This window comes from Aeromicrobium tamlense (genome assembly GCF_013408555.1).
GTDB lineage: Bacteria > Actinomycetota > Actinomycetes > Propionibacteriales > Nocardioidaceae > Aeromicrobium > Aeromicrobium tamlense.
Genome location: NZ_JACBZN010000001.1, coordinates 1278059 through 1293903 on the forward strand (window position 1 = coordinate 1278059; position 15845 = coordinate 1293903).

Annotated in this window: 16 protein-coding genes and 1 riboswitch; of the genes, 4 read left to right on the forward strand and 12 right to left on the reverse strand. The window is 71.7% G+C overall.

Annotation, left to right across the window (positions count from 1 at the left end; translation table 11 throughout):
* Positions 1-23: 23 nt before the first annotated feature.
* Positions 24-815, forward strand: coding sequence for an alpha/beta fold hydrolase (locus tag BJ975_RS06460; protein WP_317628292.1), 792 nt, complete (start codon positions 24-26; stop codon positions 813-815).
* On the opposite strand, the gene gcvP is transcribed toward BJ975_RS06460, so the two are convergent.
* The 10 genes from gcvP to BJ975_RS06510 all read right to left on the reverse strand — a co-directional run bounded on the left by gcvP (position 761) and on the right by BJ975_RS06510 (position 9053).
* A complete protein-coding gene (gcvP, locus tag BJ975_RS06465; RefSeq protein ID WP_179424353.1) occupies positions 761-3613 on the reverse strand; it encodes an aminomethyl-transferring glycine dehydrogenase in 2853 nt (950 codons plus the stop codon). The two genes, BJ975_RS06460 and gcvP, sit on opposite strands and share 55 nt — an antisense overlap.
* A 77-nt stretch (positions 3614-3690) precedes the next feature.
* Positions 3691-3776, reverse strand: a riboswitch (glycine riboswitch).
* A 50-nt stretch (positions 3777-3826) separates the two neighbouring features.
* Complete coding sequence (locus BJ975_RS06470; RefSeq protein WP_179424354.1) at positions 3827-4399, reverse strand: MerR family transcriptional regulator; 573 nt, start codon at positions 4397-4399, stop codon at positions 3827-3829.
* 155 nt (positions 4400-4554) lie between these two features.
* Positions 4555-5022 (reverse strand): bifunctional nuclease family protein, encoded by a 468-nt coding sequence (locus tag BJ975_RS06475; protein ID WP_179424355.1) that lies wholly within the window; start codon positions 5020-5022, stop codon positions 4555-4557.
* A gap of 14 nt (positions 5023-5036) precedes the next feature.
* A complete protein-coding gene (gene ftsR / locus BJ975_RS06480; RefSeq protein WP_179424356.1) occupies positions 5037-5753 on the reverse strand; it encodes a transcriptional regulator FtsR in 717 nt (238 codons plus the stop codon).
* A complete protein-coding gene (locus tag BJ975_RS06485; RefSeq protein ID WP_395487500.1) occupies positions 5750-6175 on the reverse strand; it encodes an FHA domain-containing protein in 426 nt (141 codons plus the stop codon). The genes ftsR and BJ975_RS06485 overlap by 4 nt, the downstream gene beginning before the upstream one ends.
* Before the next feature lie 95 nt (positions 6176-6270).
* Entirely contained in the window at positions 6271-6648 is a 378-nt protein-coding gene (gene gcvH, locus BJ975_RS06490; protein WP_179424357.1) for a glycine cleavage system protein GcvH, read from the reverse strand.
* 21 nt (positions 6649-6669) lie between these two features.
* Positions 6670-7362, reverse strand: a complete 693-nt coding sequence (locus BJ975_RS06495) for a DUF881 domain-containing protein (RefSeq protein WP_179424358.1) — start codon at positions 7360-7362, stop codon at positions 6670-6672.
* Complete coding sequence (locus tag BJ975_RS06500) at positions 7355-7687, reverse strand: small basic family protein (protein WP_179424359.1); 333 nt, start codon at positions 7685-7687, stop codon at positions 7355-7357. Before BJ975_RS06500 ends, BJ975_RS06495 begins: the two co-directional genes overlap by 8 nt.
* On the reverse strand, positions 7684-8487 hold the full coding sequence (locus BJ975_RS06505) for a DUF881 domain-containing protein (RefSeq protein ID WP_179424360.1): 804 nt from the start codon (positions 8485-8487) through the stop codon (positions 7684-7686). The genes BJ975_RS06500 and BJ975_RS06505 overlap by 4 nt, the downstream gene beginning before the upstream one ends.
* The gene (locus BJ975_RS06510) at positions 8484-9053 is read right to left on the reverse strand and encodes a CDP-alcohol phosphatidyltransferase family protein (RefSeq protein WP_179428083.1); all 570 of its coding nucleotides are present in this window, start codon (positions 9051-9053) and stop codon (positions 8484-8486) included. Before BJ975_RS06510 ends, BJ975_RS06505 begins: the two co-directional genes overlap by 4 nt.
* A gap of 343 nt (positions 9054-9396) precedes the next feature.
* On the opposite strand from BJ975_RS06510, the gene BJ975_RS06515 reads away from it, so the two are divergent.
* A complete protein-coding gene (locus tag BJ975_RS06515; protein ID WP_179424361.1) occupies positions 9397-10014 on the forward strand; it encodes a superoxide dismutase in 618 nt (205 codons plus the stop codon).
* A gap of 78 nt (positions 10015-10092) precedes the next feature.
* Here BJ975_RS06515 and BJ975_RS06520 read toward each other — a convergent pair whose 3' ends face one another.
* Positions 10093-12054, reverse strand: a complete 1962-nt coding sequence (locus BJ975_RS06520; RefSeq protein ID WP_179424362.1) for a bifunctional copper resistance protein CopD/cytochrome c oxidase assembly protein — start codon at positions 12052-12054, stop codon at positions 10093-10095.
* On the reverse strand, positions 12041-12556 hold the full coding sequence (locus BJ975_RS06525; RefSeq protein ID WP_179424363.1) for a copper resistance CopC family protein: 516 nt from the start codon (positions 12554-12556) through the stop codon (positions 12041-12043). Before BJ975_RS06525 ends, BJ975_RS06520 begins: the two co-directional genes overlap by 14 nt.
* A 198-nt stretch (positions 12557-12754) precedes the next feature.
* On the opposite strand from BJ975_RS06525, the gene BJ975_RS06530 reads away from it, so the two are divergent.
* A complete protein-coding gene (locus BJ975_RS06530) occupies positions 12755-14749 on the forward strand; it encodes a peptidoglycan DD-metalloendopeptidase family protein (RefSeq protein WP_179424364.1) in 1995 nt (664 codons plus the stop codon).
* A 115-nt stretch (positions 14750-14864) separates the two neighbouring features.
* On the forward strand, positions 14865-15815 hold the full coding sequence (locus BJ975_RS06535) for an EamA family transporter (RefSeq protein WP_179424365.1): 951 nt from the start codon (positions 14865-14867) through the stop codon (positions 15813-15815).
* Positions 15816-15845 lie beyond the last annotated feature (30 nt).

Below are 15845 nucleotides of genomic sequence, written 5' to 3' on the forward strand. Positions count from 1 at the left end.
TTTCACGCTGGCAGGATGGTCCGGTGAGCACCCCGGTCGTCCTGATCTCCCCCGCGATGGCGGTCCCCTCGTCGTTCTACGGCCCGCTCGTGGCCGCGTTCGAGGAGCGGGGGTGGACCGCCCGGGCACTGCCGCGGCGCGGCTTCGAGCGCGACCTGCCGCGGGCCTCGCGCCGGCACGACTGGTCGTACGCCGACGAGATCGCCGACACGCAGGCCGCGATCGACGCCGCCCGCGAGGAGCACCCGGGCCGACCCGTCGTGCTGTTCGGCCACAGCCTCGGCGGCCAGCTCGGCGGCGCGATCCAGATCGGCCCGCGTCCGGCCGACGGTCTCGTGCTGGTGGGCGTCTCGCTCCCCCACTACCGGCACTACCCGCGCATCGGCCTGCCGCTGGCCGCGATGGCGCTCAGCATGCCGCTGGTGGGCCTCGTGCGCGGTCACGTGCCGAAGCCGTGGTTCGGCGGCCCGGGCGCGCGCACGCTGATGAACGAGTGGGCGCACGTCGTGCGCACCGGACGCCCGCCGTACCCCGTGCAGCGCCGCATGACGCTGCCCACGCTGGCCGTGCACCTCGAGGGCGACGGCTTCTCGATCGCCGCCGCGTCGGAGCGCTTCGAGCGCACGCTGGTCGAGCCCGCGGCACTGACGCGCTGGGAGTACACCCGCGACGTCGTGCCGGAGGGAGGCTCGACCCACCACGTGCTGTGGGCCAAGCACCCCCGTCCGGTCGTCGATCAGGTCGTGCGGTGGTGGACCGATCAGGCGAACGCCTCCACCGGCGGGCAGGAGCAGACCAGGTTCCGGTCGCCGTAGGCGTTGTCGATGCGCCCCACCGGTGGCCAGTACTTGTCCTGCGTGCTGCCGGCGGGGAACACGCCCTCGGCCACGGGGTACGGGTGGGTCCAGTCGACCAGCTCGTGCGCGGCATGGGGCGCGCTGGTGAGCGGGTTGTCCTTCTCGTCGTACTCCCCCGCCGCGACGCGGTCGATCTCCGAGCGGATAGCCAGCATCGCCTCGCAGAAGCGGTCGAGCTCGGCGAGGTCCTCGGACTCGGTGGGCTCGACCATGAGCGTGCCGGCCACCGGGAAGCTCATCGTCGGGGCGTGGAAGCCGTAGTCGATGAGGCGCTTGGCGACGTCGTCGATCGACAGGCCCGCGGTCTTGGTGATCTCGCGCAGGTCGAGGATGCACTCGTGCGCCACGAGGCCGTGGTCGCCCGCGTAGAGCACGGGGAACGCGTCGCCGAGGCGAGCGGCGACGTAGTTGGCCGCGAGCACGGCCACGGACGTGGCGTCCGTGAGGCCGTCGGCGCCCATCATGGCCACGTACGCGAACGGGATCGGCAGGATGCCGGCCGAGCCGTACGGGGCGGCGCTGATCGTGCCAGCGGACTGCCGGCGCTCGGCGTCGGGGTGGAACGGGTGCTTCGGCAGGAACGGCACCAGGTGCTCGCCGACCGCGACCGGGCCGACGCCCGGGCCGCCACCGCCGTGCGGGATGCAGAACGTCTTGTGCAGGTTGAGGTGCGAGACGTCGCCGCCGAACTCGCCGGGGCGGGCGTGGCCGAGCAGCGCGTTGAGGTTGGCGCCGTCGACGTACACCTGGCCGCCGTGCTCGTGCACGATGTCGCACAGCTCGCTGATGCCGTGCTCGTAGACGCCGTGGGTGGACGGGTAGGTCACCATGATCGCCGCGAGGTCGTCGGCGTGGGCCTCGCACTGGGCACGCAGGTCGTCGAGGTCGACCTCGCCGCCGTCGGTGGCCTTGACGATCACGACGCGCATGCCGGCCATGACCGCCGAGGCCGCGTTCGTGCCGTGGGCGGAGCTGGGGATGAGGCAGACGTCGCGCGCCTCTTCGCCGCGGCTGCGGTGGTACTCGCGGATCGCCAGCAGGCCCGCGAACTCGCCCTGTGAGCCGGCGTTGGGCTGCACGGAGACGGCCGCGTATCCGGTGACCTTCGCGAGCCAGGACTCGAGCGTCTCGACGAGCTCGATCATGCCGGCGGCGTCCTGTGCCGGCACGAACGGGTGCAGGTCGGCGAAGCCGGGCCAGCTGATGGGCTCCATCTCGGTGGTGGAGTTGAGCTTCATCGTGCAGCTGCCGAGCGGGATCATGCCGCGGTCGAGGGCGTAGTCGCGGTCGCTCAGCCGGCGCAGGTAGCGCAGCATCTGGGTCTCGCTGCGGTGCTCGACGAAGACCGGGTGCGTGAGGATCTCGTCCTCGCGCAGCCACGCCGGCTCGAGGGAGGCGTCCCCCGCATCGGGCAGGTCGCCCGCGCCGAACGCCGCCAGCACGGCGGCGAGGTGGGCGTCGGTGGTGGGCTCGGACACCGCGATGCCGACGCGGTCGTCGTCGAAGCGCCACAGGTGGATCTGGGACTCGCGCGCGGCGGCGACGACCTCGGCGGCCCGGCCCGGCACGACCGCCGTCACGGTGTCGAAGAAGCGGTCCGAGGCCACCTGGATGCCGGCGGCCCGCAGGCCGGCGGCGAGCCGCGTGGCGCGCTGATTGACCTCGGTCGCGATCGCGCGCAGGCCCTCGGCGCCGTGGTAGACGGCGTACATCGCGGCGACGACCGCCAGCAGCACCTGCGCGGTGCAGATGTTCGACGTCGCCTTCTCCCGGCGGATGTGCTGCTCGCGGGTCTGCAGCGCGAGGCGGTACGCGGGTCGACCGGCGGAGTCGACCGAGACGCCGACGAGGCGACCCGGCAGGTGCCGCTCGAGACCCGCGCGCACGGCCATGAACCCGGCGTGGGGGCCGCCGTAGAACATCGGGACGCCGAAGCGCTGGGTCGAGCCCACGACGACGTCCGCTCCGAGGCTGCCGGGCGACGTCAGCAGCACCTGGGCGAGCGGGTCGGTGACGACGACGGCCAGGGCGTTCGCCGCCTTGACCTCGTCGATGACCGGAGCGAGGTCGATGACGGTCCCGTCGGCGCGCTGGTAGGCGATGATCACGCCGCTGAACTCGCCCTCGGGCAGTCCCTGGCGCAGGTCGGCCTCGACGAGCGGCAGGCCCACGGCCTCGGCGCGCGTGTGCAGCACGGCGAGCGTCTGCGGCAGCAGGCCGTCGTCGACGACCACGGGCAGGTCCGTGCGCTTGCGGTCGGCGCGGCGCACGAGGGTCAGCGCCTCGGCGGCCGCGGTGCCCTCGTCGAGCAGCGAGGCGTTCGCGGTGGGCAGGCCCGCGAGGTCCTCGACCATCGTCTGGAACGCGAGCAGAGCCTCGAGGCGGCCCTGCGAGATCTCGGGCTGGTACGGCGTGTAGGCCGTGTACCAGGCGGGGTCCTCCAGCACGTTGCGCCGGATGACGGCGGGCGTCGTGGTCGGGTGGTAGCCCAGACCGATCATCGAGACGCCCGGGGTGTTGCGGTCGGCCAGCTCACGCAGTCGAGCGGTGGCCTCGGTCTCGCTCGCCGCGGGCGGGAGGCCGTCGAGGGCCGAGCGGATGCCGGACGGCACGGCGGCCTGCATCAGCGCGTCGAGGCTGTCGTACCCGAGCCGCTGCAGCATCGCTGCCTGGTCGGACGCGCGCGGACCGATGTGACGGTCGACGAAGCGGGTGGCGGGAAGGCGGTCGGACTGCGGCATCAGGGGTTGCGACATCAAGGGTCTCCGAGGGCTCGACTACAGGGCCCTCCCCCTCTGTCGTCATGCCCGGCAGGACACGCCTTCAGAGTCGCCTGTGACGTACGGTCCGGTGGCCTGAGAGGTTCCGGGGAGGAATTGCCCCTTCGGCGCCCTGACGGGACTCTCCCGCACGGTTCAAACGGCACCGCCAGCCTACCTCGACCGACGTCGGGGCGTGCGGTGCGTCCGTCAGTTGGCCTTGCGGGCGCGACGCTGGGAGAGCTCGTCGCCGGCGACGGGGACGTCGGCCTCGGCGCGCTCGGTGGGCAGCTCGTGGAGCGTGCCCTCGATCTCCTTCCAGACACCGCCGATGGCGATGCCGAAGACGCCCTGGCCGCCCTGGAGGAGGTCGATGACCTCGGTGGCCGAGCGGCACTCGTAGACGGAGGCGCCGTCGCTCATGAGCGTGACCTGCGTGAGGTCCTCGGTGCCGCGCTCGCGCAGGTGGTCGATCGCGGTGCGGATCTGCTGCAGCGAGACGCCGGCGTCGAGCAGGCGCTTGATGATCTTGAGCAGCAGGATGTCCTTGAAGGAGTACAGCCGCGCGGTGCCCGAGCCGGTGGCCGAGCGGACCGTGGGCTCGACCAGGCCGGTGCGGGCCCAGTAGTCGAGCTGGCGGTACGTGATGCCCGCGGCGTTGCAGGCCGTGGGACCGCGGAACCCCGTGTCCTGGGGCAGGGGGGCCAGGTCGTCGTCGAACAACAGACCCTGGGCGCTGGCCTGGGCCTGCGCCTCTGCTGCCTCGTCACGAGGTTCGATCATGGTCACGCCTTCCTGGCTGCCGACTGGTGGAGCCGGCCTCCCACAACAAGAGAACCACACGACTGTGGTCTTGCGTACCCTCAAGTTAGACGTGAGGGTCTCTCGACGCACGTACCGACGGGCGTGTCGGCGCGTTTAAAGTTTGAAGTTCGACTTCAAGGTTTCTCGAAGTCCTCGGGGTCCACGTGGTCGAGGAACTCGCGGAACTTCTCGACCTCCTCGTCCTCGTCGGGCGTCTGGGCGAACCCGGCGACGTCCAGCACGTCCTCCTCGCACACCACGCGCACGCCCGTGCGCAGCGCCAGCGCGATCGAGTCGGACGGTCGCGCGTCGACGACCGCTCCCGAGGCGAACTTCAGCTCGGCGAAGAAGACGCCCTCGCGGACGTCGACGATGCGGACCTCCTCCAGCTCGTCGCCCAGGCCCTCGATGATCGAGGCCATGAGCGCGTGCGTGGGCGGCCGCGGCGACTCGACGCCCTGCTGGGCGAAGGCGATGGCTGAGGCCTCGATCGCCCCCACCCAGATCGGCAGGTAGCGGGTGCCCTCGCGCTCGCGCAGCAGCACCAGCGGCTGGTTGGTGGGCATCTCCACCCGGACTCCGACGATCTCGAGCTCGCGCACGACGATCCTCCCGGTCAGGCGCGCAGGCCGGCGCGCACGAGCACCGTGTGCAGCCGGACGCTCAGTGCGGCGAGCTCGGCGAGGCCGGCCGCGGCACCCGCCTGCTGGCGCGTGGACGGCGGCACGACCTGGTCGAGCAGGCCGACCTCGCGGTCGGCGGCGCTGCGGAACCCGCGCAGGTGGCGGGGCTCGAGACCGAGCTCGGCCAGCTGGCCCACGAGCGACGCGACGACGAGGTCGTCGGTGTCGTAGTAGCGCTGGTTCGGGCGGCGACGGATCAGCTCGAACTCCTCGATCTGGTCGAGGGTGGCGTCGTCGATCCCGGCGGCGTCGACGAGCTCGTCACGCGTCATCCGCGTGGCGCCGGCGCCCTCGGTGATCGACTGGGCCGTGGGCGAGCCGTCGGCGGCCAGCGTGACCTGGGGCACGCGCAGCGTGGCGCGCAGCTCAGTGTCGGGGACCTCGCCCGAGTCCATCTGGTCGAGGACCTGACGGATGTGGCTCAGCGGCCAGTAGCGGTCCTTCTGCATGCGCAGGACGAACCGCAGCCGCTCGACGTCGCCGTAGCTGAACTTGCGGTACCCCGACGGCGTGCGGCGCGGCTCGACCAGGCCCTGCTCGTCGTAGTACCGGATGCGGCTCTGCGAGATGTCCGGAAACTCCTCGGAGAGCTCGGCGATGACCTGGGAGATGCCGAGCAGCGGTTCGCGCCCGGCCTCGGAGGCGGTCACTGACCACCTTCGGAGGCGACCGTGCCGGGGAAGTAGATGAGGCGGTACTTGCCCAGCTGGACCTCGTCGCCGCCGGACAGCGGGATGTCGCCGTCGATGCGGTCGCGGTTGACGTAGGTGCCGTTGAGGCTGCCCAGGTCGGTGACCACGTAGCCGCTGCCGCGACGCGAGAAGGTCGCGTGACGGCGCGAGACGCTGATGTCGTCGAGGAAGATGTCGCTGGAGGGATGGCGCCCGGCCGACACGACGTCCTGGTCGAGCAGGAACCGCGAGCCCGCGTCGGGACCGCGCTGCACCAGCAGCATCGCATTGCCGACCGGCAGGTTCTCGACGGCGAACACGTCGCCCTCGGACATCTCCTCGGTGTCGGCGTCGATGACCGGGATGAAGTTGGTCTCGTCGAAACCGTCCGGCGTCGTCACCGCGATCAACTCCGTCTCAAGTAGAGCTTGAAGGTTGGCTCAAGTGGGGGTTCAGGGTTCCTTCGCCCCCAACCTAACACCCGGGCTCGCGTGGGTCAGCCGGTCACCAGAGCCGAGTACGCCTCGGCGGTGAGCAGGCCCGACGTGACGTCCTCGTCGGCGATGCGGACCTTGAGCAGCCAGCCCTCGCCGTACGGGTCGGAGTTGATGACCTCGGGGGTCGCCTCCAGCGCGTCGTTGCGGGCGATGACCTCACCGGTGACGGGCGTGAAGACGTCCGAGACCGACTTCGTGGACTCCAGCTCGCCGACGACGGAGCCCGCGTCGATCGAGTCGCCCTCGGCCGGCAGGTCGACGTAGACGATGTCGCCGAGCTGGTCCTGGGCGAAGTCGGTGATGCCGACGATGGCGACGTCGCCCTCGACACGCACCCACTCGTGCTCCTCGCTGTAGAACAGGTCCTCAGGAATCACGGTCGTCCTCCATCGTCGCGGTCAGTCGTTCGCGGGTCGAGCGTACTGGGGCTCGGGGGCATCGGCGACAGCGGTCACGCGGATGCGCTGGCGCTTCTCCACGCCCACCTCTCCCCCGCGTCCCTCGACGCGGTCGGCCAGGCCGCCGCGGAACGTCACGGCGTCGGCGAGGGTGTCGGGATCGCCGATGACCTCCATGACGTAGGGCGGCTTCAGGACGCGGCCGCTGACGCGCACGCCGGCGTCGTCGTCGAGGAACCAGGTCTGCGCCACGACGCGCGCGACGCCGTTGAGCGAGATGACCTCGGCGCCCGCGTCGCGCATCTCCTGGACGGCGTCGAGCAGGACCGAGGCGGTGACGGCGCCCGGCGGGGCGGTGATCGTGATCTCGATGCCCTCGCCCTCGGCCCCGACCGTGCCGGCGAGGATCGCGAGGGCGTTGGCGCGCTCGACCGCGGCCTTCCTGGCCTCGGCGGTGCTCTCGTTGGAGTCGCGCAGGTCGTCGCGCGAGGCCCGCAGCGTGTCGATCTGCTGCGACAGGCGCGTGTTGGTGGCGTCGAGCGACTTGAGCAGCTCGGCGAGCTCGACGCCGCGGACGCCGCTGAAGTCGTCGGTCTCGTCGTCCTGGCGCCACTGGACGGTCATCGTGAAGGCCAGCAGCCCCACGAGGAGCGCCACGATCCAGGAGGACCGCCGGCCCAGCTGGTCACGCATGGAAGATCAGCCTGCGGATCGCGGCGGAGTTGGCGAAGATGCGGATGCCCAGGACGACGATGACGCCGGTGGACAGCTGCGAGCCGACGCCCAGCTGGTCGCCGACGAACACCATGATCGAGGCGATCGCCACGTTGGAGACGAAGGAGACGACGAAGACGCGGTCGTCGAAGCGTCCCTCCATGTAGGCGCGGGCGGCGCCCAGCACGGCGTCGAGGGCGGCGATGATCGCGATCGGGACGTAGGGCTGGAGGGCACTGGGGACCGTGGGCTGCAGCAACAGGCCGATCGTGACACCCACGACGAGACCGATGACCGGGATCACGACGCGCTCCTCCTCAGGGGCTCGGCCGAGACCCTCAGCCGCGACTCGGGTGCGGCGGCCAGCTCGACGTCGTCCGATCCTTGCACGTCGTACCGCAGACCATCGGCCTCGGCACGCGCGTCGAGGTAGCGGCCCGACGGACCCGCCTGCCACTGGGTCTCCAGCGTGGACTCGTCGCCGATCGCCGCGACGACGACCGGCTCGGTGACGGAGCGGTAGTTCACGGTGATCGCCTCCCCCGCGGAGCGGATCGCCGAGGTGGAGGTGAGCCGGTGGCCCCCGACCGAGACGGCCTCGGCGCCGGCCAGCCACAGCCCGTTGACGACGAGCTGGAGGTCGGCGTCGGTGAGGCGGCCGCCGGGGCGGTCCTCGTTGGCCGACGACTGCACCGTGATCGTCAGGCCGGGCCCCTCGACGGGGACGGCGCCGGACGCCACGCGGACCGCCACGGTGCCGGGTCCGTCGACGACCGACTCGGCCTGGAGGTCGGCGATCTCGCCCTGCAGCCCGGCGACGGTCTCCTGCTTGTTGGCCACGAGGTCCTCGCGCAGGCGGATGTTCTCGATCAGCGCGTCGCGCTCGGCCTCGGTGGCGGGGCGGTCGATGCGCGTCTGCACCGCCGCGACGGTGAGCATCGTGGCGATGGTCGCGATCGCGAGGCCGGTGAGCGCCTTCGCGCCGTTGCCCGGCGGCTTCTCGTGGTCGACGTAGTAGTCGTCGTCGAGCGCGGTGGCGGCCAGCCGTTCGAGGATCGACTCGGCCTCGGCGACCGACGACTCCTCGTCGCGCCGGCTGCTCATCGGACCCGTGGCGTGGTGGCCAGCAGGCGGCGCACCTGGATCGCGTAGAGGATGCCGGCCCACCAGTAGAGGCCGACGCCCCACACCGTGAACGCCCAGCCGAACACGCGCGCCAGGTTGGCCACCGCGCCGTCGCCGTCGCCGAGCAGCAGCAGGGGGAAGGCGTAGAGCAGGCCCGCCGTGGCGGCCTTGCCCAGGAAGTGCACGGGCAGGGCGCTGAAGCCGCGGGTGCGCAGGAACGGCACGAGCGAGAACAGGACGACGTCGCGCAGCGGCAGGATGATCGCGAGCCACCACGGGATGATGTCGCGCAGGCCGAGACCCACGACGACCGCGAGGATGTAGAGCCGGTCGGCCACCGGGTCGAGGACGGCGCCCAGGCGCGTGGTGGCGCCGGTGGCGCGGGCGATCTTGCCGTCGAGGTAGTCGGTGATGCCCGACAGCACCAGCACGCCGATCGCGAGCACGTCGGCCTCGGGGACGAGCACGAGCCACAGGAAGACCGGCACCAGCAGGATCCGGATCGCGCTGAGCAGGTTGGGGATCGTGAACAGCTCGCTGCGCAGCGAGGGCTTGGCGGGCTTCTCAGCGGGCTCGGCCGCCGGCTCCTGCGGGGCCTGCGGCTCGGGGCGCGGCTCCCGCTGGTCGGGCGTCTCACCGCGACGGCCGGGCGGCGGCGACACGGGATCGGGCCGGGCCGCGCGTTCGCGGCTCGGGGCGGTCTCGGAGGCCGCCACGACCTCGGGCTCCTCCTCGCCCTCGATGCGGCGCACGCGCTTGCCTGTCACGCCCACAGCCTACCGGCGGACGTCCCGCGATCCGGGCTGCCCTTGCCCCGGGGAACACAACTGACAGACTGAGGCTTGAACTCAACGAAGACATCAACCACTTCGACGACCAGGAGGACGCGTGGCCGACTACACCCTGCCGGACCTGCCCTACGACTACGGGGCACTCGATCCCCACATCTCGGGCAAGATCATGGAGCTGCACCACAGCAAGCACCACCAGAACTACGTCAACGGTCTGAACACGGCGCTCGAGAAGCTCGAGCAGGCGCGTGAGGTCCAGGAGTTCGACACGATCAACCTGCTCGAGAAGAACCTCGCGTTCAACCTCGGTGGTCACATCAACCACTCGATCTTCTGGAAGAACCTCTCGCCGGACGGTGGCGACAAGCCCACCGGCGAGCTGGCTGCCGCGATCGAGGACAACTTCGGCTCGTTCGACGCGTACCGCGCGCAGTTCGAGCAGGTCGCCCTCGGCATCCAGGGCTCGGGCTGGGCCATCACGGCGTGGGACACGCTGGGACAGAAGCTGGTCATCGTCCAGCTCTACGACCAGCAGTCCAACATCCCCGCGACGCTGATCCCGATCTCGCAGCTCGACATGTGGGAGCACGCCTTCTACCTCGACTACCTCAACGTCAAGGGCGACTACGTCAAGGCGTTCTGGAACATCGCCAACTGGGCCGACGCCCAGGAGCGCTTCACCGCGGCCACGAGCGGCGGCCAGATCCTCTTCTGACCCGCCGCCCCGCCGGGGCGAGACACACGACTGCCCGGTCACCCTCAGGTGGCCGGGCAGTGGTGTGTCCGGGGTCGGTCAGCGGCGTGGCGCGTCGTCGCGCAGGCTCGAGAGGTACGCGTTGTACTGCTCGAGCGCCGCGTCGTCGTCGCGGTCGGCCGCCCGGTCGCTGCGCCTGGCCTCGCGCGAGTCCGAGCGGAACCACTGCACGAAGATCGCGCCGACGACGAGCAGCAGCGGGATCTCGCCCATCGCCCAGGCGATGCCGCCGCCGAGGTACTGGTCGGCGGCGAGGTCCGTGGCGTACGGGCGCTCGAGTGCCTGGTAGTAGGACTCGGCGATGATCACGTCGGACGACATGAGCGCCACCGAGAAGAAGGCGTGGAACGGGACCGACAGCATGAGCACGCCGAACCGGGCCAGCGGGGTGAGGCGTCGCGGCGCGGGATCGACGCCGATCATCACGTAGTAGAAGAGCAGTCCCGAGAACAGGAAGTGCAGCTCCATGAACGCGTGGCCCGAGTGCGTGCGCATCATGGCCTCGAACAGGCCGGTGAAGTAGACGGCGTAGAGGGTGCCGAGGAAGATCACCGCGGCGACGATCGGGTTCGTGTAGAACGCCGAGACCTTCGAGTGCAGCGCGTCGCGCAGCAGGGACCGCGGCGAGTGCTCGCCCGGCCGGCGCGGGCCCGGCAGGGTGCGCAGCGCGAGCGTCATCGGCGCGCCCAGCACGAGGAAGATCGGCGCGATCATCGACAGCATCATGTGCGAGACCATGTGCAGGCTGAACATGACGCTGGAATACACGCCGAGGCCGCCGAACGTGGCCCAGGCGACGACCGCCAGGCCCAGGAACCAGCTGATGGTGCGTCCGACGGGCCAGCGGTCGTTGCGGCGACGCAGCACCCGCAGCCCGGTCAGGTAGAACGCGGTGCCGAAGACGACCACGGCGATGCCGATGCCGTCGGGGTAGAACCCGGTCAGGACCCGCGCGAGCGTGGGCTCCGGCGGCAGCGGGCGCCCGAGCAGCAGCTCGGCGGGGCTGGTGAGGACGTCCTCCCCCACCGGGGTGGCCGTGCGGCTCAGGACGACCGCGACGGCGATCGTCACGGTCATCAGCAGGACCTCGAGGACCGCGAAGCGGGCGAAGCCGGCACCGCGGTGGCGCAGGCGGCGCCGCTGGACGACGCCGAAGGCGCCGAGACCGACGAGCGCGGTCGCCTTGACCAGCAGCAGCAGACCGTAGGTGGAGTCGAGGCCGCCGAGCGAGCCGAGGTTCACGAAGCCGCTCACGAGCCCGGAGACCGCGACGGTGGCGAAGCACCACAGCGCGAGGGTGGAGTAGCGCGCGACGGCGTCCTCGAGGCGACGGCTGCGACGCAGCGCGACCCAGCCCAGGGCGATGAGGCCGCCCACCCACAGCACGACGCCCACCAGGTGCAGGACCAGCGAGGCGGTGGCGAGCATGTGCGATCCGGCCGAGGCCGAGTGACCGGTCAGTCCGACGGCGGAGATGCCGATCAGGCCGACGGCGACGCACAGCGCGAGCTGACGGACCGAGAACGTCCAGCGGGCCCACAGCGCGACGACGAGGGCGGCGACCGCCTGCACCAGGAGGCCGCGGCCGGTGGCGAACACCGACGCGAAGTCGACGAGCTGGCCGAGCTCGACCTGCGTCATCGGACGTGCGTAGAGGTCGGCGACGTTGGCCCAGTAGAAGACGAGCGCCGCGACGAACCAGCCGCCCGCGGCCCAGGAGGCGATGCGGACGGCCTGGACGGCGAGGCCCTCGAGCCTGTCGCCGGAGGGCAGCAGGACGACCGCCGTCAGCAGGAAGCCGATCGTGACGGTGGCCAGGATGTCCGAGGCGTATCGCGAGATCGGCAGCGCCCAGCCGACGACGGGACCCGGGTCGGGCAGGCCCGGCGGGGGCGGCTGCGGGGTCGCGCCGGACAGGACGACGACCGCGACGAGGGACGCCAGGCCGACGACGCCCAGGACCGCGCCGTAGAGGCGCGGCGAGAGCTCAGGAGCGGTCATGGTCGGACGTGACGGAGCGACGGCGCAGGACGGTGGCGGCGCCGATCGCCAGCACGACCGCGACGACACCCACGCCGAGCAGCAGCGGCGACGACCAGACCGAGTCGTCCTCGGCGTCGGCGGCGGCGTCGTTCGTCGCCGTCTCGGGCGACTGGGTGGCGGTGGGCTCGTCGCCGGCGGGCGCCTCCTCGGTGGCGATGCCGGCCGCCTGGGCGACCTCGAACGAGAGGGTGCCCGTCACGGGGTGCCCATCGGCGGAGATCACGCGATAGTTGATGTCGTACGCGCCCTCGGGCGCGTCCGCGGACGGCGTGACGACCACCCGGGGTCCGTCGACCTGGAACTCGACCTCGACGGCCTCGCCGTCGACGGCCACGCCGACCTGGGAGGGCTCGCGCAGGTTCTCGCTGAACGTGAGCACGACCTGCTCGGGCACGGAGGCCAGCCGAGCGCCCTCGGTGGGGTCGGTGGAGATGAGGGAGGTGTGCGCTTGCGCAGGCATCGACCACCCGAGCAGAGCCGAAGTGACCAAGAGCACAAGGGAGATCGCACGCACGTTCCCCAGCCTATCCGGCGGGTGTTCGCAGGGTTTCTGGCCCATCGGGACCAGGCGCCGTGGCACGACGGGAGTGACGGCTGGGGATTGTGTGAACAGTGGATGGAGGAGCGTGGTTGACTCACTGATGGAGGTGTCGCACTGATGCGCTGGACTCGGGTCTTCGCGGGGGTGACGGTCCTGGTCGCCGGCCTGGCGTTCCCGACCGCCGCTCATGCCGTCGACCCCACGACTCCCCCGTCCACCGGGGCCCCGTCGGCCACGTCCTCCGCCCCCTCGCTCGACGTCCCCGACGTCCCCGATCCGCTCGCCATCGCGCCGAGCGCCATCACCGAGCTGACCACCCTGGCGCTGCGCTACGAGGCCAACCTCAGCGTCGCGGAGGACCGTCGCAAGGAGGCCGCCGAGCGCACCCGCGATGCCGACCGCCAGCGCCGGGTCGCGCGGGCGTACGTCGCGCAGGTCGTCGACTACGCGATGTCCCCGAGCGGCGATCCCTTCGCGCGCAAGCTCACGGCCCTCGCCGCGGCGGAGAACCCCGAGGACCTCATCACCGGCATCTTCAGCACCGAGCAGGTCACGGAGGCGCAGGAGGGTCACCTGGGCGACGCCAAGCGGGCCTTCGAGGCGGCGCAGAAGCTCCAGCGCCGCGCCGACCGGGCCACCGCCATCGCCGAGAAGGCCGAGAAGGCGGCGGCCCGCCAGCTGGCGCAGGTCGGCAAGCTGGCCGAGCAGCTCGGCCTCGGCGCCTCCTCCACGCCCGAGGGCCTGCCGCAGACGCGGGCCGAGCAGGAGGCGTGGAACGACCGGGTCGCCACTGCGTGGACCTCGTACCGCAAGCGTCTCGCCCGGCTGGGGGTGAAGGCGCCGTCGGCCGCCCGCCTGAAGGCCACGAAGGGTGTCGGCACCGCCACCGTCGGCTCGCGGACCGTCCAGGTCCTGCCGGCGCAGACGATCCGCATGATCGACGCGCTCGTCGGGCGCATCGGACAGGACTACTCCGCGCGGAACGCCTCTCCCGCGTGGAGCTGCGGCGGCGTCGTGAACGTCAAGAACGGCTACGACCTGCGGGGCACGCCCGCGCAGCTCTACGCCCGCACCGTGAAGGTGCCCACCGACGAGATCCTGCGCGGCGACCTGGTCTTCTCCGCGAACAAGAAGTCGGGCATCCACCACGTCGGCGTCTACGTCGGCGACGGCCTGATGATCGACGCGCCCGCCACTCGCGCGCAGGTGGGCGTCTCGGAGGTGCCCGCGAAGCCGTACGCGGTCACGCGGCCCTCGCTCGGCAGCGGCCGCAACACCCCGCCCAACGGCTCGGCCGACTCCCCCACCACGGTCTGCAACGCCACCCGTCCGGTCGCGGCCACGCGGCAGGGCTGGACGTTCCCGCTGAAGCAGGGCTCCTACTCGATCTCGGCCGGGTTCGGCATGGGCGGCAGCATGTGGCAGTCCACCCACACCGGCCAGGACCTCGCCGCCCCCACCGGCACCCCGATCTACGCCTCGCGCGGCGGCACCGTGAGCCTGCAGGAGGTCGGCTGGGCCGGCACGCTCATCACGATCTCGCACCCCGACGGCACGGCCGAGCGCTACGCGCACTCGTCCAAGGTGCTCGTCGAGGACGGGCAGACGGTGAGCTCGGGCGACGAGATCGCCCTGGTCGGCTCGCGCGGCAACTCCACCGGCCCGCACCTGCACTTCGAGATCCAGGTCGACGGCCAGTTCATCGACCCGATGCCCGTGCTCGTGCAGTTCCTGACGAACAACGGCGCCGGCAAGGGCTGGGGCGGCTACAGCAACGGCCAGGTGCCTCGCGGCGTGCTGTGCGCCGTCGGCGACACGATGCTGCGCTGCGACGTCGCGAAGCGCGCCAAGCGCCTCGCGGCCGACTACGCCCGCGAGTTCCGCGGCGAGCGCCTCGACTTCGCCACCGGCTACCGCGACATCGTGGGCCAGATCCAGCGCGGGCCCGAGGGCACGCTGGTCGACATCCCGGGCACCTCGCCGTTCGGCTGGGGCACCCGCTTCGAGCTCGGCGACCTCAGCAAGGCCCAGTCCGCCTGGGTGGCCAAGCGCGCCGCCAAGCTCGGCCTCAAGGGCGAGGGCAACGGCACCTGGTCGCTGCCCACCGCCTGAGCGGACGCCCGCGCCGTCTTTGTCCGGATCCCTGCGGGTGATGGCAGTCGATCGGTGGTGAGTCGTCGGACCCTGCGGGTTGAATGAGTGTCAGGACCACGAGGACAGGACGGTCATGACAGCGCACCCCGCCACCACCCCGCAGAGCGACGTCTCCCCCGGTGCGATGTGGTTCGCGCTGGTCGTGGTCTACGTCGCCTGGGGCTCGACCTACCTCGGCATCCGGATCGTCGTGGAGGACATGCCGCCGCTGCTCTCGGCCGCGGCCCGGTTCCTGACGGCCGCGGTGCTGATGGGGACCTTCCTCGCCGTCCGGTCCGGGCTCGGGGTGCTGCGGGTCAGGCCGCGCGAGCTCCGGGGCGCGGCGATCGTGGGGATCCTCCTGCTCGCCGGCGGCAACGGGGGCGTCGTCCTCGGCGAGCGCACCGTGCCGTCCGGGCTGGCGGCGCTGCTCGTCGCGATGGTCCCGCTGTGGCTGATCCTGTTCCGCTTCGCCGGCGGCGAGCGTCCGCGGCTGCTCACCTGGACCGGCGTGCTGGTCGGATTCGTGGGCCTGGGCGTACTGGTCCTCCCCGGCGGCGGCGCCGGCGGGACGACCACCGGCATCGTGTTCATCGTCGGGGCGACGCTGTGCTGGTCGGTCGGCTCGTTCCTGTCGCCGCGGATGCCGATGCCGGCGAACCCGTTCGTGGCCACCGTGTGGGAGATGCTGTCGGCGGCGATCGCGCTGGTGGTCCTCGGGACCGCGCGGGGCGAGCGTCCGAGCGACTTCGCCGAAGCGTCGACCGCCTCGTGGATCGCGCTGGGATACCTGGTCGTCTTCGGCTCGCTCGTGGCCTACACGGCCTACGTGTGGCTGCTGCAGAACGCTCCGCTCTCGCTCGTGTCGACCTATGCGTACGTGAACCCGGTGGTCGCCGTGCTGCTCGGCGCCGTCATCGTCGCCGAGCCGCTCACCGGTGCCATCGTCACCGGTGGCGCGATCGTCGTGGTCGGCGTGGCCCTCGTCGTGCAGGCGGAGCGGCCCCGGTCCCCCGTCGAGGAGCGCGAGACGGCCCGGACATGACGAAGGGGCCCACCGCTCACGCGGTGGACC

Excerpts from the sequence above, each read along its gene's own strand:
- BJ975_RS06525 (WP_179424363.1), bottom strand. The coding sequence starts at position 12,556 with ATGCCTGCGCAAGCGCACACCTCCCTCATCTCCACCGACCCCACCGAG.
- BJ975_RS06505 (WP_179424360.1), bottom strand. The coding sequence starts at position 8,487 with ATGAGCAGCCGGCGCGACGAGGAGTCGTCGGTCGCCGAGGCCGAGTCG.
- BJ975_RS06520 (WP_179424362.1), bottom strand. The coding sequence starts at position 12,054 with ATGACCGCTCCTGAGCTCTCGCCGCGCCTCTACGGCGCGGTCCTGGGC.
- BJ975_RS06470 (WP_179424354.1), bottom strand. The coding sequence starts at position 4,399 with ATGATCGAACCTCGTGACGAGGCAGCAGAGGCGCAGGCCCAGGCCAGC.
- BJ975_RS06530 (WP_179424364.1), top strand. The coding sequence starts at position 12,755 with ATGCGCTGGACTCGGGTCTTCGCGGGGGTGACGGTCCTGGTCGCCGGC.
- BJ975_RS06535 (WP_179424365.1), top strand. The coding sequence starts at position 14,865 with ATGACAGCGCACCCCGCCACCACCCCGCAGAGCGACGTCTCCCCCGGT.
- gcvP (WP_179424353.1), bottom strand. The coding sequence starts at position 3,613 with ATGTCGCAACCCCTGATGCCGCAGTCCGACCGCCTTCCCGCCACCCGC.
- BJ975_RS06495 (WP_179424358.1), bottom strand. The coding sequence starts at position 7,362 with ATGCGTGACCAGCTGGGCCGGCGGTCCTCCTGGATCGTGGCGCTCCTC.